Genomic DNA, 20,320 nt, shown 5'->3' on the forward strand with positions numbered 1-20,320 from the left:
TCGCCGGCGCTCCTACTCACCGACACCGAGTTCGCGCAGGCGAGTCTTGTACAGCTCGATGTTGCCGAGCTTGATGTCTTCGTAACCGCGAACCACGTCCGGCAGTGCCGCGATCTCGACGGCGCGATCGTATCCGTCGGTTGCGAGCGTACGAGAGAGGTCAGCGATCATGGCCTCGTACTCGGCGAGCAGTTCACGCTCGACCTTGCGGACGTGCATGTAGCCGAAGGGGTCGAGCTTGGTACCGCGAAGCTTCTTACCCTTGGCCAGAACCTTCAGTGCAACATGCGACTTGGGTCCGAGACCGATCTTCTTCTTGCGGCCCATCACTCGAAGGATCGGCGGGTGGAGCTTGTAGGTCAGGTTCTCCCCGGCCGGCACCTGAGACTTGACGTCCTCGATGAATGCGGGGTCGACCAGCATACGAGCAACTTCGTACTCGTCCTTGTACGCGGTGAACTTGAAGAGGCCGCGGGCAACAGCCTCGCTGAAATCGGTCCGCTCGGTTGCGGCACGTTCGGCGGTCCAGACTGCCTGAACCTGATCGATGTAGCGCTGGGCGATCTTGACGGACTGGAACTCGATGAGCTGCGCCGCACGCAGTTCCACCAGTCGCAGGGTTTCACCGGTGAAGGTAGTTCCGGCGAACATGTGAGCCGGTGCGACAACGGGTTCGCGGACGGACTTGGCCGGCGTGGTGACGGCCGAGAACGCTGCGGTGTCGGCAATTGCTGCACGACCCCAACGGAATGCCGCGATGTTCGCGTCCACGGCAACGCCGTTGATGCCGATCGCTTCTTCGATGGCCTCGGCCGGCAGACGAAGTCCGCCGCTCTGGTAGGCCGCACCGATCAGCAGGAAGTTGGCTGCTGCGGTGTTACCGAACAACTCCTGCGCCGCGGCGAGTGCGTCGAACGAACGCAGGGTGCGCGACACCTTGTCGAGACGGGCGAGGAGTGACGTCTCCTCGGGGTAGCGAACAGCCTTGTCGTAGACCATGTCTCCGGTCGGCGTCTGCGACGTCGAGGCGATGGAGACCGTCTTCTCGGCGTTGCCGTAGTCGAGGTTCTTGTTGTCCGTCGCGGTCAGCAGGTCGAAGGCGACGATGCAATCCGCGCTGCCCGGAGTGAGGCGGTTGGACGGCTCGAGCGCGCTGGAGCTGAAACGCAGGTGCGAGACAACCGGTCCGGCCTTCTGGCTCAGTCCGATCTGGTCAAGGCTCTCCACCTCGAGGCCGGCGCGCAGTGCAGCCGTTGCGAGCACCTGGTTGACGGTCACGATGCCGGTGCCGCCGATGCCCGCGAGGAAAACGTTCTGCGTGCTGGTGAGCGGTCCGAAATCGGGGTCTGCGACGACGGGCGGGACGGGACGTGCGGCCTTGGGAGCCTTCTTGCCCGGTACCAGTTCGACGGTCACGAACGACGGGCAATCGCCGTCCATGCAGGTGTAATCGGTGTTGCAGGACGTCTGGTCGATCTTCGTCTTGCGGCCGTACTCGGTGTCCACGGGCTGGACCGAGAGGCAGTTCGACTTCACACCGCAGTCACCGCAGCCTTCGCACACTGCCTCGTTGATGACGACGCGAGTGTTGCGAGTGGGCAGCGTGCCACGCTTGCGCTGGCGACGAGCGTCGGCCGCACAGTGCTGGTCGTAGATCAACACTGTCACGCCCTTGATCTCGCGAAGCTCCTTCTGGGCCTCGTCGAGGCGATCGCGGTGCCAGAGCTTGGTGCCCTTGGCCAGAGCGCGCTTGTTGTGACGGGAAGGCTCGTCGGCGCAGATGATGATCTGCTTGACGCCCTCGGTGGTCAGCTTGTGGCTGAGCTGAGCAACGGAGAGGGCACCTTCCGCGTCCTGTGCACCGGTCATCGCCACTACTTCGTTGTAGAGCAACTTGTAGGTGATGTTCACGCCTGCGGCGATGCATGCCTGGACAGCCAACTGACCGGAGTGGAAGAAGGTGCCGTCGCCGATGTTCTGGAACAGGTGAGGCACGTCGGTGAACGGTGCCTGCCCGATCCACTGGCTGCCCTCGCCGCCCATTTGCGTCAGGCCGGTGACAGCGCTGTCCTCACGGCCGGACATGGTGACGAGTGTGTGGCAACCGATTCCGCCGCCGCCGATGGAACCCTCGGGGATAGCGGTGGAACGATTGTGGGGGCACCCGCTGCAGAAGTACGCGGTTCGCTTGGCGGAGAGCACGTTCAGCGACAGCGGGGCCGGGAGGGTGCGCTTGAGCTCGACGTGCGGCTTCAGTACGCGGCGCAACGGGGCGAGCAACCGGCCTGCGGTCAGTTCACCACTGGCAGGCATGAGCAGACGGCCCTGGCCGTCACGCTTGCCGATGATGCGAGGGGCATCGTCGGTGCCGTACAGGACTTCCCGGATCTGAGCTTCGATGAACGCGGTCTTGTCCTCGACCACGACGATCTGCTCGAGACCTTCGGCGAACTCCTTGATCTTCTCGCCCACGACGGGGTAGCACATTCCGATGCGAAGGAGACGGATCCCGGCGCGGTGCAGCGCGGCATCATCGACGCCGAGGTCTGCCAGAGCTTGTCGGACGGAGTCGAAAGTTGTACCGGTGGCGGCGATACCGATCTTCGCACCGGAGGGGTTGACCTCGATCACATCGAGGTTGTTGGCAGTTCCGTACGCGTGCACAAGATCCCATCGCGGGCCGTACAGATCGGCCTCGGCGATGACACTGTCCGGCGGCGCGGCCATCTGACGCTGCTTGTAGACGAAGGGCTTGCCCTCGAACTGCACTTCCGGAACCACGATGTCGAAGTCCGCGATGCTGCCGTCGATCGTCCAGGCACCGTCTGCGACGTCGGCGACGATCTTCAGCGCTACGACGCAACCGGAGACACGCGAGAGAGCAACGGCGTGCATACCCATCGTGATGATCTCTTCGGCATTGCGTGGGAAGAGAACCGGCACGCCCATCGCGGCAAGCGAGCGCTCGCTGACGGCCGGAACCGTGGAGGACTTCGACGCGGGGTCGTCGCCCACCAGGAGGACGACGCCGCCCTTGGGGTTCACGCCGTACATGTTGGCGTGGCGAATGGTGTCGGTAGCGCGGTCGACGCCGGGGCCCTTGCCGTACCAGACGCCGGTCACGCCGTCGTGGGTCGCGGTTCCGGCGGGGAGATCCGTCTGGCTTCCCCATACCGCCGTGGCGGCGAGCTCCTCGTTGAAGCCAGGGATGAAGGTGATGTCGTGCTCGGCGAGAACCTTGGGCATGCCGTGAAGCATCTTGTCGACGCCACCGAGGGGGCTGCCCTGGTAACCGGAGACGAAGGTGGCAATACGCTTACCTGCCCGAATGTCGCGAACGTGCTGCTCGACGAAGCCGCGTGCAATTGCCTGAACACCGGTCAGCAACACCGGTCCCGATCCCGACCGGTACCGATCATCGAGGTCATAGGGCTTGGCCTGGGCTACGCCCGACACCAGTTCAGTCATCGTGGACCACCGTTCCGTCTGCAGTGCATTTCAACTACCGTGCATTTTCAACAACCGCGTAACTCGATCTGTTCAGATGATCGTGGTCGAGGTATGTGAAAGCGTCAACAGAGGCTTGTTCAACTATTCAAATTGACAATTTGTGAGCCAAATCACGTGACCTAGGTCATCGAATCAATCAGTTGGAGACCCGTTCGTGGCGATACGGCGAAACGGACATAAAACGTTCCCGACAATGCACACCGAGAACTTTCTTGACATTGACGCAACGTCAACTTGCATGCTGAATGAGCACAACCGATCCGAGAGTAGGAACTCCACGTGAGCGAATGGTCCATCCAAGAACTCGCCAAAGCCGCAGGTACCACCAGCAGAACGCTGCGTCACTACGGCGATTTGGGACTCCTGGAACCGAGTCGCATCGGCGCCAACGGCTACCGCTTCTACGACGAAGACGCCCTGGTGCGACTGCAACGCATCCTTCTACTTCGGGAACTCGGACTCGGATTGCCGGCCATCGCCGAAGTCCTCACCGGCGAACGCGATACGGCCGCCGCACTGCGTACGCACCTCGAACTCCTCGAGCAAGAGCGCACGCGGATCTCGAGACAGATCGAATCGGTCAACAGGACCTTGAACAAGACGAAGAATGGTGAATCACTCATGCCGGAAGATGTTTTCGACGGGTTCGACCACACCCGATACAAGGACGAGGTCATCGAGCGTTGGGGCAAGGACGCCTACACCAGCGGCGACAACTGGTGGCGGTCGATGTCGGAGCAGGACCGTAAAGCTCATCTGCAAGCTCAAGCCGACATCGCAGCGGCATTCGGAAAAGCACTGACAGCGGGGCTGTCCGCGGAAAGCGACGACGTCCAGACGATTACCCGAAGACAGTTCGAGTGGATAAAGATCGGTTGGCAGGGAAGGACTCCCAGCGCCGACGCCTTCACCGGACTCGGCCAGATGTACGTCGACGATCCCCGCTTCACTGCAAACTACGACAAGTACGGAGAAGGCACCGCTTCGCTGGTCCGTGACGCGATGAAGGTCTACGCCGAGCGCAATCTGCACTGACGCCGATCAGTCCTGCCCACTGCCGAGGAGGTTGTGTCGGTGCGCTGCCGCGACAGCCTCTTCCCGGGAATGCGCACCGAGTTTGCGATACAAGGCTCGGAGGTGACTCTTCAGCGTGTTGTTGGATACGAACAACCGCCGCGCGATCTCACCGATCGGAATGCCGAGACCCAGTTCCACGAGAACGTCCATCTCCCGTTTCGTCAATTGGACCCGAACGATGGCCGCCGGATACATCTGCGCCGCTTCGGATTCGAGAAAGGTCGCGACGGCACTGCTCGAGCCCTCGGCCCGATCTTCGAGTTGCCTGATCAGATCACGCGGTATCGTCGCCAGGGCCGACAGGACACCGGAGGTTTCGAGCAGTCCGCGAACTTCCTCCCATGTACTCGCGGCAGCGGGGATCCTGCCCAGTTCACACAGAGCAGCGCATTCGATCAGCAGGGATTCGAGCCGAAACCTCGTGAGATACTGTCCGCTCCAGTCGATTTCGCGGCACAATTCCAATGCCTGGGACGGCGACCCGGTCAGGAGATGCGCCCGCGCCACGGAGACCGTGACAACTGCAAACGTATGTGGCGCAGCGACTGATTCTTCCAGCGCCTTGGTACCCTCCCCGGACGCCAACAGAAGATCGATACGTGCCGCGGTGAGAAGCGCGTCACCGAGCGATCGTTCACACGGATTCACGTGCCCGTGCGTTGCCACTGCGCGCTGGAGGGAAATCAGCCCCCAGAACGGGTCCGATTGCAGCAGTGCAAATCTGGTGTAAGTGTAGGCCGCGAACGCCCACAGGTCGCCCGGCGGTGTGACCTCGGCGAGTGCGTCCATCGCGGCAGCTCCGGCGTGCAGGTCCACGCTGTCGCACGCCACCAGTGCCCGCGCGATCGCTCCCCCCATGTGCGAGGGCGGTCCCAACCATCCCGAAACGTCCGGGTGTGTGCTTTCCAGGTGCAGCCAGTCCGTCGCGTGCGCGACGTCCCCGATCAGCGCGGAGTTGAGCGCGGCATTGCCTGCGGCGTGACGCAGGACGAACTCCGGACCATGTTGCACCGCACCTTGATAGGCGAGTCGCAATTCCACCGCGGCATCACCGAGGTCACCGGTCAATTGATGCGAGACCCCCCAGATCAGCCGCAGGGCGGGCAGTTGAGACCCCAACGCGCCCAACGACTCGTCGCCGAGTCCGTACACGACGTGCGCCAATTTGCGCGTGATCTCGGTAGAGCGTTGGTACTTACCGGATGTTCTCAGCACCACCGATTGGACAGTTCCGACGTTCAACAAGCTGTGCGCATGCGGACTACCACCTATCGCACGCAATTCCGCCGGTTCCGTCGGTAATGAATCGCCGTTGATCAACTGCGGCCGCAGACGTGATTCGAGCAGGTCACGACCCACCAGAATCGAAGGGTTCGAACTGAGTACGTCACCGGGTATGGATTGCAACGCAGTCCGGACCAATCCGGTGTGATCGACCAGAAGATCAGCCCAGTGGCGCTCGAGTATGTCGAGCACCCTGGTCCACTTGCGTCCGTCCAAGGCGTAGTGAACGGCACCGGCTATATCCGAAGTCCCGAGAGCGTGATCGACGAGTACCTGGAAGGGATCTTCGAATCCATCCCCTTGTTCGGCCCGTATCTGTATGAATGCCAGTCGAACTGACGGCGCGAAGTACCAGGACGGTTCTCCCTCGAAACCATTCCGGAAGATCAGACCGAAAGACTCGAGCAAGTCCAGTTTGCCCTCCACGTCAAGATCGTCGGACAAGACACGAGCGATCTCTGGTGTCACCGTGCGGGCAGCGGCGATCGTAGTCGCGAAGTCGAACAACTCGAGCGACTTGCCCGATCGAGGAGCGGTCCGACTGACGTACGCGTGGATCGCCTGGTCCACTCGCTGCTGAACGCGTTCGCGTCCACGGCTCGGTTCACTCAGCCCCGCAACCGCACTCAGAGCAACCTTCATCAGCACGGGAACGCCGGCGACGCGTTCACAGATCGAATGGACGATGCCCGAGGGAAGGTGAATCCCTGCCTCCGCGAACAGAACGGTGGACTCGTCGAGCGTGTATCTGAGGTCGTTCGCGCACAGGTACTCGTCCACGCGGACGTCTTCGAGCAAGTCCGTCGCAGACCGATCCTGCAGCGTGACGATTACTTTCAATCCGGGAAGCCGCACGATCAGATCCACGATTCGGCGTCCCACCTCGTCACCCTCAACCAGGTCGATGCGGTTGAACACCAACACGAATGGTGCGGGCGACGAGTCGAGGAGTGATTCGATCGCGCCCACTGGATCCTCGCGCATTCGTGGCGGGGCCTCGAGTGATTCCAGGGAATCCTGAATTACTGCGAGCGCGGTGTTCCAGTACTCGAGGGGGGTCATCCGATGCGATGGCGCCGGCACCCAGACTACCGGTCTGCTCGGCACCTGCCCGAGAGTCGTGAGCCACAACGCGGCGAGTTCCGTCTTGCCGAACCCAAGCGGCGAATCGATGACAGTCAATCCCGCCGAGCGTTCCATCAATCCGAGGAGGCGGGGACGAATCGCCGTGGCTCCACGCCCGGCAAGCCGCCTTTGCAGCGTGCCCCTTCCTCGAGGATTTCGCTTTGCTCGAGATAGCTGCGATCGATTCGAAGTGGACGTCATGATGGCCGACAAACGAGCAGTCGATCCCCGCCGAACTCGAGATTTCGTTCGAGCATCGAACTCCCAACCTGTCCACCCATAACGAACAACATAGACAGCTTCGCCGCGACACGCGAGCACTGGCCCTCTCACAAATACGCCCGATTTGTCTCATTATGTGGGCTCGGTCACTATTGACGTCTATTTGCGGGAGAGTGACTGCGACCTGCGGGATCTGACATATCATGCCCGCGTGTCGATGAATTCCGCCCGCATCCGCGTGTCGACCCGATCGGTCGATCCTGCGGACGCCGACGACTTCTGGCGCAGTGCCACACGTCCGTTCTTCGTCACCGACCGAATTGACCCTGACACATCTCTCGAAGGCTCGATCACAGCGCTTTCCATCGGAACCTCGTTGATCGGTCAAACTACCTTCAATGCACAGAAGTACACCCGAAACAATCGGCTGATCGCCGAGAGCGGACTCGACGATGAATACATGGTCCAGGTCGTCCTCGACGGGCAGTTGAGCGGCAACGCCGACGGAGTCGATTTCGTCGCACGTCCAGGCGATGTCACATTCTTCGACCTCGGGCGTACCTGGACCGCCGACGCGGAGGCGGAATCGACAGGGCGCACCATCACGCTCCTCGCACCGCGTTCCCTCGTCGAGGCCGAGTCGAAGGGTCGTTCTCTACACGGGACGGTACTGCGCGGAGTTCCTGCCGTCGTGCTCGCTCAGTGCATGCAATCGGTCGTACTCGCGCTACCGCATCTCGATCCCGATGCTGCGGCCGGCTACGAGGACGTCGTCGCTTCCCTCCTTCGTGTCAGTTTGGGTATCGCCGAACCTGATCTGTCGCCGCGGCCCGATCACTCTCTCCGCGATCGTGCGTACGCCTACATCGCCGAGCATCTCTCGGAGACCTGGCTCGGCCCGACGAGCATGTGCGCAGCATTGTCCGTCTCCCGGGCACAGCTCTATCGCGCATTCGCATCCGACGGCGGAATAGCTCTTGTCATTCGGCGGAAGCGTCTCGAACTCGTCTACCGCGAATTGACCAGAACCGAGATGCCGAACGAAACGATCGAAGCGTTGGCCCTGCGATGCGGCTTCACCTCGAAATCCCAGTTGGCGCGAGCGTTCAAGGACTTCTACGGGATGACCCCGAGCCAAGCCCGAACCGACGGTAGACGCACGATCGGGGACCCGTCGATCGCACGCCTGCACCGCCGACTCGAGTTCTTCAGCCCCTGAATCCGAGATACTCCAGAGCCTCGGGAGCGTGCCTGTGTTCTAGTTGATCCATGAGCTGGGTCGACAAGGAACTGAGTCTGGCTGCGCTCACAGGTGCGGTCACAGGTGTCGCCGTGATGATCCCGATAGTCGGCGATGGAGCCTGGTCCTGGGTAGGACTGTTCATGTCGGCTGTCGTCGCTACCGGTGACCCGGTGCGAGATGCCGGAGGATTCCCGACCTCCTTGATCGTACTGGCGGTCATCGCCGCAGTTACGTACGTGTTCTCCTACCTGCTCGCCCCCGCCCAGGCCTCCGAAACCCCGTAAGAACCTCTGCTTCATCACGATTCGTCCTCCGAACCGCGGTGGAGATCAATAATTCCATGACAGGCAGCGAGCTCAGATCACTTCAGCTGGAAATGAACCGGAGAACAAACTGCTCGATGCCTTCCGATATGACCTTGGTCAGCGCGGTGAAGTCGTTCGACCAGCGTTGAATATCCAAGCTGCTCATCACTTTCCTCCGTTCTTCGTCCCGCTGCCCGTGACCGCACAACGTATGCGGGACGTTGGGGCGCACTGGAACTATCTGCGAGAACGCAGTTTCCGTTACCGCTTGACCGATCGAACAGCACAGCTTTTCGCTACCGCATCAGACGGTCACTTCTTCGACCGGTTTCTCCTCGTGGCTCGCCGCGCCGAAGACGGCCACGGCGACGGCGCCCGCGATTGCCCCGACGAAGCCGACCACGGCAAGCCATTCCAGGCCCGGTCTCGACGCGTCGCCGAGCACCACGACGCCAACGATTCCCGGAACCACCGTCTCGCCGACAACCAGAGCCGCTGTCGCTCCGTTGACGGATCCCAGTTGCAGCGCCACCGTATGCAGATAGAAGCCGCCCAGGCCCGAGACGAGGATCGCCCAGCCTGCCGGATCGCGGAGCATCGTACCGATTTCGAACGGATCGATTCCGTAGACCACGCGTACGGCAATGGCCAGACAGCCGAACAGCACACCCGAGATCAACCCGGCGACAACTGCTGCGCGTGAGCCCAACCATCGGATCAAACCGATGCCGATCAGCAAGATCAACGCCGAGCCCACGAGGACACCCCAATGGACGACGTCGTTGGAACTCCCACCGCCCGCGTGACCTGACGACAATCCGAGCAGCAGGAGCGATCCGATCACCGCAGCGATCGCGAACCAGTCGCGACGATGCAACTGGATGCCGAGGACCACGGTCCCCAGCACTGCCGTGATGACGAGATTGGCACTGACCACTGTCTGCGACAAGAACAGTGGAATGAGCCGCGCGGAGATGGCACTTCCGGCGAATCCGACCGCATCGAGCACGGTGCCCAGGATGAACGACGCCGTCAGCGCGGCCGCGAACGTCGAACGCAAGGTCGGGCCACCCGACGCCGTCACGTGTCCGGCCTCGCCACGCTGCTCGGCGGCAGCTGCCGACTTGCGCGCGCCGTAGGCTTGCAGCACGGATGCAACGCCGTACCCGACGCATGCCACGATCGCGGCAATCAGTCCGATCAGCATCGAAATTCCACACGAAGTTCCTGGGCAATGGTCATGGAGATAGACCCTGCCTTATTTCCCCAGGCCTGACATCACCCTCAGGTATTCGAACAAGTGCTACCCGAGAAGTACACCGACCGCCCCTGACCGGTACCTGGGGACACCCCGACCCCTAGTGGAATTGCTTGAGAGCCCTGATCTTGTTCATGACGTCGAGCGCCGCCACCTTGTACGCCTCGGACAGTGTCGGATAGTTGAAGACGGCGTCGACAAGGTATTCGACGGTCCCGCCGCACCCCATCACCGCTTGGCCGATATGCACGAGATCCGTTGCACCCGAGCCGAAGATATGAACACCGAGCAGTTTCAGGTCATCCGTCGACACCAGGATCTTGAGCATCCCGTAGGTGTCGCCTGCGATCTGCCCGCGTGCGAGTTCGCGGTATCGGGAAACCCCGACCTCGTACGGCACCGATTCCTTGGTCAAATCGACCTCGGTGGCGCCCACGTACGACACCTCGGGAATCGAGTAGATGCCGATCGGCTGCAGATCCATCAGCTTCGCGCCTGGTTCGTCGAAGGCATGATAGGCCGCGAGTCGACCTTGATCCATCGACGTCGCCGCCAACGCCGGGAATCCGATGACGTCACCGACGGCGTAGATGTGTTCGACCTTGGTGCGGAAATTGTCGTCGACGTAGATACGGCCACGTTCGTCGGCTTCGAGCCCGGCGTTCTCCAGCGCGAGTGGCGCCGTGAGGCCTTGCCGTCCAGCCGAGTACATCACGGTCTCGGCTGGAATCTGCTTGCCGCTGCGCAGCGTCGTAAGCGTTCCGTTCGCTCCGACGTCGACGGCCGTCACTTCTTCACCGAATCGGAAAGTGACCGCCAGATCGCGTAGATGGAATCGAAGCGATTCGATGACCTCGGGGTCGCAGAAGTCCAGCATCGACGTCCTCTTCTCGACGACGGTGACCTTGGTGCCGAGTGCCGCGAACATCGATGCGTACTCGATACCGATCACTCCCGCGCCCACGACGACCATGGTGGTCGGGATGGAGGTCAGATCGAGGATCCCGTCGGAGTCGAGCACCCGGTGACTGTCGAAGGACACCCCCGCCGGGCGAGCAGGCAACGTTCCGGTCGCGATCACGACGAACCTCGCCGTGATCGTCATCTTGTCTCCGCGCGAGGAGTCCTCGACGAGGATGGTGTGCTCGTCGACGAACGAGCCGACCCCTACCAACAATTCGACGCGGTTGCGCAGAAGCTGAGATCGAACGACTTCGATTTCTTTGGTGATGACATGCTGGGTTCGCGCCAGCAGGTCGGCCGGAGTGATGTTCTCCTTGACGCGGTAACTCGCGCCGTACAGTTCGCGTTGGTTCATCCCGGTGAGGTAGAGAACCGCCTCACGCAACGTCTTCGACGGAATGGTGCCGGTGTTGACGCACACTCCCCCGAGCATGTTGCCTTTCTCGACCATCGCTACCCGTTTACCCAGCTTGGCCGCCGCGATGGCAGCCTTCTGCCCACCCGGGCCGGAGCCGATCACAACCAGGTCGTATTCCATCGGATCAGTCATCGCTTAGAAATACCGTCTGCATACGACCGGCAGATGCCGAGCATGTCAATACTCGGTGAACAATCCGCGCGCCGAAACGACATGACGGCAGTACACGAACCCTGTTGCAATTAAAAGAGATACAGCCGAATTAATACGAAACTTGCTACACATAAACATATTCCGACGTTCGCATGCGCACATGCTTCGTCGCCGACGGAATTCACAACGGTCTGTTGAAATTTGTTTCACCACAGAGTGATTGATCGATCAACTGACAGGTGACCAGGGCCGTAAACCGGATGTCCAGTATTCGAATTGTCCGAAATAACGAGCGGAATGTTCCTCGTCACATCCCGCACCGAAGCAGTTGCGCGGAGCCTCGGGCCGCGTTCTACTTGCCTTGACTAATCATCTGTCACTCTCGGTTACAAACATCCGCCCCGTTCACGATCCCCACCTTTCGCCATCTCGAGAGATCAGGTTTCCCAATGGAATTCACGGAACTTGCCGACTATCCCCTACCTCCAGGGACCGTCACCGAGTGGACTCCCGCCGCGGTGAATCCGCCCGAGCTGTGGCCTGTCGACCAGCGTCCCGCCAGCTACATACACGAGGCACACTTGAAACATGCCCAGCAGGCGAAACGGCAGGTGCACCATCAGACCGACGTGTGCACTCCGTCGTGGCTGGGTACCTCGTTTCGCATCCACGACCGACTCGACCGAAGGATCTGGGCGGCCGCTCTCGATCACTGGATCGATCGCCACGAAGTGCTCCGAACACACGTCGCCGTGGAGGGCGAAACGATAGTCCGACGCACCGCGGCGTCTGGAGACGTCCGGATTCTGGGCACCGAGGTCGGACACCTTGCGTCCTCGATGTCTGTCTTCACGCATCTGCAGCAACTGCTCGACCGATCGACCGATCCACTTGTCTGGCCTGCGTATCAGTTCGCGACGATCGAAGGCCCCAACCACTTCACCGTGGTTTTTGCCGCTGATCATGCTCTGCTGGACGGATATTCGGTGGCGTTGACCGCGCACGAACTGCAGACGATCTACCGATCGTTGAGCGAGGGAAGCCCTCCCTCGCCGCCGGAGACCGGAAGCTACATCGACTTCGGCACCAAGGAACGAGATCTCGTGGGACACGCGGACCGCTCTCACCCGGCAGTGCAGACGTGGCGCGAGTTCTACGCGCAGGGCGAGGCTCCGTACTTTCCAGCGCTACCCGAACCGGTCACCGGACGCCGAGTCCCTCAGCAGAGCCTGTCTGCCTGGCTTCTGAGCGCCCGGGGAGCCGAACGCCTGGCAGAAGCGAGCAAGCGCAGCAACCAAGGATTCCTGGCCGCGATACTCGCGTGCGCGGCCAAGGTGACCGGCGATCTCACCGGTGCAGACGAATTCCGCGTCGTCGTGCCGCAACACACCCGTTCGGAGCTTCGATGGGCCGCGTCGCTGGGATGGTTCATCGGTGTTGTGCCGGTGAGGATTCCGATTGCCCCCGCCGCAACCGTGAGCGATCTGGCCAAGGTTGCCGGCGCGGAGATACGGCGCGTCCGCCCCGCCGCGGCACTGCCGTATTCGAAAGTGTGCGAGCTGATCGACTCCCCGCAGCACCTGCCGTTCGTGCTCTCGTACATGGACGTTCGTCACGTTCCTGGTGCCGAGCAATGGACGAGCTGGCAGACCAGGGGCCTTCGTAGTCGAGATCATTCGGGAACCGACGTCTACATCTGGCTCACGCGGACTCCCGAAGGGCTCAATCTGGCCATACGCCACCCGGGCAACGCGCGCACGAGCCGCCACATCCATCAGTTCGCGGGACTCCTACGCCGCGAAATGGAGGACTTTGCCTTCTCGACCGACACTTTCGCACCTCCGACCAACACCGCCGTACCGATCAATACCGCTGTACCGATCGAGGAGAACTCTCATGGAAATGACACCCATCGATCTCTGGGCACCGAAAGCCGGGACGCTCACCGAGTTCAGGCCTACTGAACAATCCCTGGCGGCGGCATCCGGGGCTCCGCGGAGCGACCAACCGCTCTCGTTCCTACAGGAAGGACACATTCGTACCGCCGATCACAAGCGCGCACAAGGCGTCGACTGGTCACCGTGGATCGGATTCACGTTCACTCTGCCCGGTGATCTCGATCGGGAGGCACTGCGTCGGGCGGTCCAGGCGTTTGTCCTGCGGCACAACACACTGCACAGTTGGTTCGAGGTGAGGTCATCCGAAGATCCCGACGGTAGCGGGGTCATCGACCGTCACGTGGTGGATGCGTCGACGATCGAACTCACGCCGCACAGCGTCGGTTCTCTGAACACGACAGATGCGGTTCGCGAGCATGTGAGCCGAAGTTTCGCCGGCGATACCAGCCCATTGCAATGGCCCTCGTTCATCAGTGGCGTCGTCGAGCACGGCGCCGGCTTCACCGTCTACTACGGCGTCGATCACTCGCACACCGACGGCCTGTCGTTGATGCTGGGCGTCGAAGAACTTCGTGCGCTGTACATCGCCGAAAGCGCCGGCATCGACGCTCAACTTCCCTCTCCCGGCAGCTACGTGGAGCACAGCGGCGAGGAACGGACATCTGCGGGGAACCTCGACCTGACCGCAGCGCCTGTGCAGCAGTGGATTTCGATTCTCGCCGCCAACGCCGGCCAACTCCCGACGTTCCCCCTCGACCTCGGTGTCGCGAGCGGCGAACAGACCCGGTCGACCCGCACACACATCGACGTTCTCGACAGCGACGAGTCAGCCGCGTTCGCAGCGCTGTGCAAGTCCAATGGCGTCGGCTTCTCCACGGGGATCTTCGCAGCCCTCGCCCTCACCGAGATCGAAGTTGCGGATCGAGCGAACTACTTCGCGCTCAACGCAGTCGGCACTCGCTCCGATCCGAGATACCTCTATTCCCAAGGCTGGTTCATCAATCTCGTCCCGGTCTCGTTCACGCTGAGCGGTGTCACGAACTTTACCGATGCACTCCCCCTTGCCCACGCTGCTCGCGCTGCGGTGAAGGGACTCGCGGACGTGTCCATTCACTCGGTGATCGCCCAGGTGTCGAAGTTGACCGGATCCGACATCGGTGGAACCTCGGTCCCGCCGATGGTGTCGTACATCGACATGCGCCTGATTCCAGGTGCCGAGCACCATGACGAACTCGAGGCGCGGGCACTGGGTGGGCCAGGAACGACGGGTGATCTGTCGATGTGGATCAACCGGAAGGAAGACCGTACGTACGTGATGGTCAGTTTTCCGGACACCGAGCAGGCGCACACATCGGTGAATCGGTACCTACGACACCTTCGCAACGTCCTGAGAACGGTCGCTGATACCGGCGACTACCGTGTCGTGCGTCAGGCGGATGCACGTCAGGAAGTGGAGACCGCCTGATGCACATCACGTTTCTCGACAGGTTCGAGGCACGGCCGGGCCGCATTCTGCAGTGGACGCCGAGTGAAATCTCCACCGGAACGACGTATCCGGTTCCTCCGACCTCCAATCAGCAGCTGCATCTTGCCGGCAGCCGCGGCGATACGACTTGGCTCGCTGCCACTTTCGACGTTCCCGGCCCCATCGACACGGACGCACTCAAGGCCAGCTTCGAGGAATGGACGTCCCGTCACGACGCCCTGTCGTGCTCGTTCTCCCAGGCCGAAGAATCGGGTGAATCCTCGGCACTGTTCGTCGACGTCGCCGACGTCGCCGATCTGCGCCTGCGTGAGGAAACAGTGGCTGACGCGCGAACACCGGAGCAGGTGCGAGAACTCTTGGGCGAGCGCTTGGATCGATGGTGCAATCCTTTCGCGTTTCCCGCGTACTTTCTCGGTGCCATCACCCGCGAGGACCAGTCGACAGTGGTCTGCGGGTTCGACCATGCCATCTGCGACGGCTGGTCCATGAGCATCGCAATTACCGAGATCAGCACTCTGTATCGCGAATACACGCGGGCGGACCGTGATCCGATCGCGTCTGATCTCCTTCCGGAGCCCGGGAGTTTCCTCAACTACTGCTTCCGGGAATCGGCAACCGCGGATCCAGAGCCCGGCGACCACCGGATTGCGGGTTGGCGGTCCTTCCTCCGAGCATGCGGGGGTGACACTCCCCATTTTCCCGTAGATCTGGGACTGCCCGCCGGGGCGATGTCGCCCCAGGGCACAGACACCCGAATGCTCCTCGACGCCGACGAAGCAGAGTTGTTCGACCAGAACTGCGCCGATCATCGGCACTCGTCGTTCGGTGCAATTCTTGCGTCGATCGGTTTGGCCACAACACAATTGACCGGCAAGAGGGACACGCACCTACTGTTCCCTGTTCACACGCGTCGGGAACCGCGACACAACCACACCTTCGGATGGCTGGTAGCCAATGCGCCCATCACCGTGACGAGCATGGACAATCTTCACAGCACTGCCCGGGCAGTCAATCTCGCTTTCCACGAGTCACTTTCACTGTCGTCCGTGTCGTCGAGGCAGGTGTTGCGGAGCTTGGGGCCCGAGGTTTCGCCCACTCGCAGAGACATCTTCTCGGTGTCCTACGCCGACTACCGAACCATGCCCGGTGGATCTCGCCCCCGTAAATCAAAGTCCAGCGAATCACAGCCTGCGCCGATCAATCCGCAGCAACTCAGTCGCGTCTCGAACGCCGACGACGTTCAGTTCTGGTTCTCACGAACTCACGACGGATTGGCAGTGCGGACCAGGTTTCCTGCGCCCGCTGCCCGGACAGTGCACACCTTCCTCTCGCATGTCTCCGAGATCCTGTCGACGCCGTAGACGAACGGCCGCCTATCCGTAGATCTATTTGACACTTCTTTGTTGTGCACAACTTAACTGTGCGCTACAGTTGTTCTCGTGACCAACCCACTCGCCCTCGAACGCCAGGTCTGCTTCGCCCTCTATTCGGCGTCGCGGGCCACGACGGCCGCGTACCGGGCGATGCTCGACGACCTGGGAATCACGTATCCCCAGTACCTCGTCTTGTTGACACTCTGGGAACGAGACGGCCGCGGGGTGCGTGAGATCTGTGAGGCACTCGATCTCGATACCGGAACTCTCTCGCCGCTGCTCAAGAGGCTCGAGGGTCTGGGATTCATCGAGCGCCGACGCCTCACCACCGACGAGCGTCGCGTCGAGATTCACCTGACCGAGGCGGGTTCCACCCTGCGCAGCAAGGCCGAGGACATCCCAGCCAAACTCGCAGGTGCCACTGGTCTGAGCACCGACGAACTCACCGAACTTCGAGACGTTCTCACTCGTCTCGGCGAGTCGCTCCAAGCATCCAATGCCCACTCCGACGGAAAGAAGAAGTCATGAACATCGTCTACACCGCAGAAGCACTTGCCACCGGCGAAGGCCGCAACGGTCACGCTCGCACCTCGGACGGACGCCTCGATCTCGGCCTCGCCATTCCCAAGGAAATGGGTGGCAGCGGCGAAGGCACCAACCCCGAGCAGCTCTTTGCCGCCGGATACGCAGCATGCTTCCACTCCGCTCTGCAGATGGTCGCCCGTGCCGAGAAGGCCAACGTGGCTGATTCCGCAGTCGGCGCGCGGGTCGGCATCGGCCCCAACGGTGCAGGAGGCTTCGGACTCGCTGTGACGCTGGAGGTTTCACTCCCCCATCTACCCCATGATCAGGCCGTCGAGCTGACGGAGAAGGCACACCAGGTGTGCCCGTACTCCAATGCAACTCGCGGCAACATCGAGGTCACCCTCGAAGTAAGTAAGGACGACGAATGAGCACTACCACTGTCAGCCGGGAAATCCGTCTCGCTTCACGCCCGAACGGTTGGCCCACGTCGGAGAACTTCGCCACCGCCGAAGTAGAACTCCCCGAACTCGAAGACGGCCAGATTCTGGTCCGCAACATCGCCATCTCCGTCGACCCGTACATGCGCGGCCGAATGAACGACGTGAAGTCCTACCTTCCGCCGTTCCAGGTCGGTGCGCCGCTCGACGGTGGTGCTGTCGGCGAGGTCGTCGAATCCAAGTCGACTGATCGCGCCGTGGGCGACGTCGTCGTCCACGGCCTCGGATGGCGTGAATACGCCATCCTCGACGGATCCGCAGTGACTCCGGCCGACACGTCCATCGCGCCGGCGACGGCCTACCTGGGTGCCCTCGGCATGACTGGCCTCACCGCGTATGCCGGCCTCACCGCGGTTGCGGAGTTCAAGGAAGGCGATACCGTATTCGTCTCCGGCGCAGCAGGTGCCGTCGGATCGCTCGTCGGTCAGATCGCCAAGTTGCTCGGAGCGAAGCGAGTAATCGGTAGCGCCGGTTCACCGGCGAAGGTTGCCCGACTTCTCGAACTCGGATTCGATGCGGCATTCGACTATCACGACGGCCCGATCACCGAACTACTCGCCGCTGCCGCCCCTGACGGCATCGACGTGTACTTCGACAACGTCGGTGGCGAGCATCTCGAAGCCGCAATCGATGCCATGAACCAGGGTGGCCGGATTGCCCTGTGCGGAGCCATCGCTCAGTACAACACCACCGAGAAGCCCACCGCTCCCCACAACCTGGCACTGGTGATCGGCAAGCAGCTCACACTGCGCGGATTCCTCGTGGGCGGCTACCGTCACCTCGGTGGCGAATTCCGCACCCACATGGCAGGGTGGCTCGCCGACAACAAGATTCAGTGGGACGAGACCATCGTCGAAGGCCTGGAGAATGCACCGCAAGCGTTCATCGACCTGATGCGCGGCGCGAACACCGGCAAGATGGTTGTCACGCTGTAACCCGAACAACATCTAGCTCGAACGGATATGAAAGTGGCCGCGAACTTCTCGAAGTTCGCGGCCACCTTCATATCTGAATCAAATCCCGAACGAGACTCCGGTCAACTTCTCCGACAGTGTCCACAAACCCGAGGCTGTCTTCGTATCGTGTGACTTCTTGTTCGACCCCACGACCTTCGGATACCCTCGCTGCTCGAACGGACCGTCCGGTCCGATGTAACTGCCGCCGAAGGCATCCGGCGCGGTTGCCGCCCACAGTTCGGGAAGGGCGCCCATCTCCGCGGACTGCGCGAAGATCGAATTGCCGATTCCCATCAGCTTGTCCTGGATCGACTCGGTGTGCCCCTGCAGGTTCGTCGACGCGTATCCCGGATGCGAAGCGAGCGCTTTGAGCGAAGATCCCGACGCCGCGAACCTGCGTTGAAGTTCGTACGTGAACAACAGATTGGCAAGCTTGGACTGCCCGTAGGCCAACCATCGGTTGTACTTCCGACGCTCGAAATTGAGATCGTCCAGATCGACAGTTCCGAGCTGATGCAGGGCACTGGACATCGTCACGACACGATCGGTGAGCTTGTCCTTCAGCAATCCGGTCAATGCGAAGTGTCCGAGATGGTTTGTGCCGATCTGCATTTCGAATCCGTCGACCGTCCGGCGGAACGGAACCGCCATCACGCCGGCGTTGTTCACCAGGACGTCGACCTTCTCCGTTGCGTCGGCGAAGGCTCGTACCGACGACAGATCCGAGAGGTCCAATTTGCGGACAACCGCGTTGGGCCCGATCTCGGCGGCTACGGCGTCGGCCTTCGTGGTGTCACGACAGGCGAGGACGACGTCGGCCCCGGCTTTGCCCAGCGCTCGTGCGACTACCTCACCCAGTCCGCTGTTCGCCCCCGTGACGACAAATGTGCGGCCGGTCTGATCGACTACGTCTTCTGCGGTCCATTTGGTCATGCTTTCCAGCGTACGTGCCTTACTCGCCGGTAGGGAGGGGTCGCTTTCCGTCATCGCCTGCGCTTGGCGCGGATGGGCTTGGCGCCCGGCAGCGGCGGTGCAGCCACTCTGGGCGACGGGGGCGCGGTCATTCCGGGAGTCGGCGACGATTCGGCTTCCTTCTGCTCCGCAGCGATGCGTCCGTACACAAAATGCTGTTGTCCCAGCGTCCAGCAGTTGTTACTCACGAAATACAGCAGGATCGCCACGGGCGCGAACGCACCGAAAGCGATCACCCCCACCGGAAACACCCACAATGCGAGCTTGTTCATGATCGCTGTTTGAGGGTTGACGGTTCCGGTGTCCACTTGGCGCGCGATGGATGCCCGCGATGTGAAATGTGTAGCGACGGCGGCAAATATCATCAGCGGTACAGCTACCAGAATGATGGAGATACGGCTGACGTCGCCGAATGCTTCCAGTTGTGCTGCCGGGCTCGAAATCATGGCGGACAACGGTGCGCCGAACAGTTTGGCGTCGAGAAAAGACTGCACGTCCGAGGCACTGAAGAAGTAGTTGGCCGTGTTCGCGTTGTCCGCCACCGACATCGGTTCGGTCGGGCTCAGAAACGGGACGTGCGATGCCGCTCCGGTCCGATTGAACGATCGCAGGACGTGATAGAGACCAATGAACACCGGTGCCTGAACCAGCATCGGCAGACAGCCGAGCAACGGACTGTAATTATGTTCTTTCTGCAGCTTGGCCATCTCTACAGTGAGTTTCTGCCGGTCACCCGAATACTTCTTCTGCAACGCCTTGATCTGAGGTTGCAGCTTCTGCATCACCAGTTGAGTGCGGACCTGCTTGACGAAGGGTTTGAACAGCAAAGCTTTGAGCGTGAAGACGAGAAATACGACCGACAACGCCCACACGACGCCGTTGTCGGGTGATCCGGAGACCAGTGAGAAGACCTTGTGCCAGAACCAGAGGATTCCGGACACGGGGTAGTAGACAAAATCGAGCATGACGAATGAACCTCACCGAAAGGCACGCTCAGAGAGATGAGAGCGCGGGAATGGTCGTGGACGCAAGACGTCTGACCGACCTACGACGAG

15 protein-coding genes are annotated in these 20,320 nt (G+C 61.5%); 9 read left to right on the plus strand and 6 right to left on the minus strand.

Features of this window, described 5'->3' with window-relative positions; genetic code table 11:
• Positions 1-12: 12 nt before the first annotated feature.
• On the minus strand, positions 13-3,468 hold the full coding sequence (locus BH682_RS23040; RefSeq protein ID WP_042921773.1) for an indolepyruvate ferredoxin oxidoreductase family protein: 3,456 nt from the start codon (positions 3,466-3,468) through the stop codon (positions 13-15).
• A gap of 321 nt (positions 3,469-3,789) precedes the next feature.
• On the opposite strand from BH682_RS23040, the gene BH682_RS23045 reads away from it, so the two are divergent.
• On the plus strand, positions 3,790-4,545 hold the full coding sequence (locus tag BH682_RS23045) for a MerR family transcriptional regulator (RefSeq protein ID WP_075834223.1): 756 nt from the start codon (positions 3,790-3,792) through the stop codon (positions 4,543-4,545).
• Positions 4,546-4,551: 6 nt separating this feature from the next.
• Here BH682_RS23045 and BH682_RS23050 read toward each other — a convergent pair whose 3' ends face one another.
• On the minus strand, positions 4,552-7,071 hold the full coding sequence (locus BH682_RS23050; protein ID WP_075834225.1) for a helix-turn-helix transcriptional regulator: 2,520 nt from the start codon (positions 7,069-7,071) through the stop codon (positions 4,552-4,554).
• Positions 7,072-7,435: 364 nt separating this feature from the next.
• On the opposite strand from BH682_RS23050, the gene BH682_RS23055 reads away from it, so the two are divergent.
• Both BH682_RS23055 and BH682_RS23060 read left to right on the plus strand, forming a co-directional pair.
• Positions 7,436-8,437: a helix-turn-helix domain-containing protein gene (locus BH682_RS23055; RefSeq protein ID WP_223304431.1), complete on the plus strand. Its 1,002-nt coding sequence runs from the start codon at positions 7,436-7,438 to the stop codon at positions 8,435-8,437.
• 50 nt (positions 8,438-8,487) lie between these two features.
• Positions 8,488-8,745, plus strand: coding sequence for a hypothetical protein (locus BH682_RS23060; RefSeq protein ID WP_064687627.1), 258 nt, complete (start codon positions 8,488-8,490; stop codon positions 8,743-8,745).
• Positions 8,746-9,070: 325 nt separating this feature from the next.
• Here BH682_RS23060 and BH682_RS23065 read toward each other — a convergent pair whose 3' ends face one another.
• Together BH682_RS23065 and sthA are read right to left on the minus strand one after the other, a co-directional pair.
• Positions 9,071-9,973, minus strand: coding sequence for a hypothetical protein (locus tag BH682_RS23065; RefSeq protein ID WP_003940348.1), 903 nt, complete (start codon positions 9,971-9,973; stop codon positions 9,071-9,073).
• A gap of 151 nt (positions 9,974-10,124) precedes the next feature.
• Positions 10,125-11,537: a Si-specific NAD(P)(+) transhydrogenase gene (gene sthA, locus BH682_RS23070; RefSeq protein ID WP_054827928.1), complete on the minus strand. Its 1,413-nt coding sequence runs from the start codon at positions 11,535-11,537 to the stop codon at positions 10,125-10,127.
• A gap of 470 nt (positions 11,538-12,007) precedes the next feature.
• Between sthA and BH682_RS23075 the strand changes: the two genes are divergently transcribed.
• From BH682_RS23075 to BH682_RS23100, 6 genes are all read left to right on the plus strand, one after another.
• The gene (locus tag BH682_RS23075; protein WP_075834227.1) at positions 12,008-13,522 is read left to right on the plus strand and encodes a condensation domain-containing protein; all 1,515 of its coding nucleotides are present in this window, start codon (positions 12,008-12,010) and stop codon (positions 13,520-13,522) included.
• Positions 13,455-14,921, plus strand: a complete 1,467-nt coding sequence (locus BH682_RS23080) for a condensation domain-containing protein (RefSeq protein WP_075834229.1) — start codon at positions 13,455-13,457, stop codon at positions 14,919-14,921. The genes BH682_RS23075 and BH682_RS23080 overlap by 68 nt, the downstream gene beginning before the upstream one ends.
• Positions 14,921-16,303: a condensation domain-containing protein gene (locus BH682_RS23085; protein WP_064687631.1), complete on the plus strand. Its 1,383-nt coding sequence runs from the start codon at positions 14,921-14,923 to the stop codon at positions 16,301-16,303. Before BH682_RS23080 ends, BH682_RS23085 begins: the two co-directional genes overlap by 1 nt.
• A 78-nt stretch (positions 16,304-16,381) precedes the next feature.
• Positions 16,382-16,843, plus strand: a complete 462-nt coding sequence (locus BH682_RS23090; protein ID WP_042451335.1) for a MarR family winged helix-turn-helix transcriptional regulator — start codon at positions 16,382-16,384, stop codon at positions 16,841-16,843.
• Positions 16,840-17,268, plus strand: a complete 429-nt coding sequence (locus BH682_RS23095; protein ID WP_003939720.1) for an organic hydroperoxide resistance protein — start codon at positions 16,840-16,842, stop codon at positions 17,266-17,268. Before BH682_RS23090 ends, BH682_RS23095 begins: the two co-directional genes overlap by 4 nt.
• The gene (locus BH682_RS23100) at positions 17,265-18,272 is read left to right on the plus strand and encodes an NADP-dependent oxidoreductase (protein ID WP_007733944.1); all 1,008 of its coding nucleotides are present in this window, start codon (positions 17,265-17,267) and stop codon (positions 18,270-18,272) included. The genes BH682_RS23095 and BH682_RS23100 overlap by 4 nt, the downstream gene beginning before the upstream one ends.
• A 78-nt stretch (positions 18,273-18,350) precedes the next feature.
• On the opposite strand, the gene BH682_RS23105 is transcribed toward BH682_RS23100, so the two are convergent.
• Both BH682_RS23105 and yidC read right to left on the minus strand, forming a co-directional pair.
• Positions 18,351-19,226: an oxidoreductase gene (locus BH682_RS23105; protein WP_030535283.1), complete on the minus strand. Its 876-nt coding sequence runs from the start codon at positions 19,224-19,226 to the stop codon at positions 18,351-18,353.
• A 50-nt stretch (positions 19,227-19,276) separates the two neighbouring features.
• A complete protein-coding gene (gene yidC, locus BH682_RS23110) occupies positions 19,277-20,230 on the minus strand; it encodes a membrane protein insertase YidC (RefSeq protein WP_003939695.1) in 954 nt (317 codons plus the stop codon).
• Positions 20,231-20,320: the final 90 nt, after the last annotated feature.

It is taken from the genome of Rhodococcus sp. YL-1 (assembly GCF_001942025.1).
Taxonomy (GTDB): domain Bacteria; phylum Actinomycetota; class Actinomycetes; order Mycobacteriales; family Mycobacteriaceae; genus Rhodococcus_F; species Rhodococcus_F qingshengii.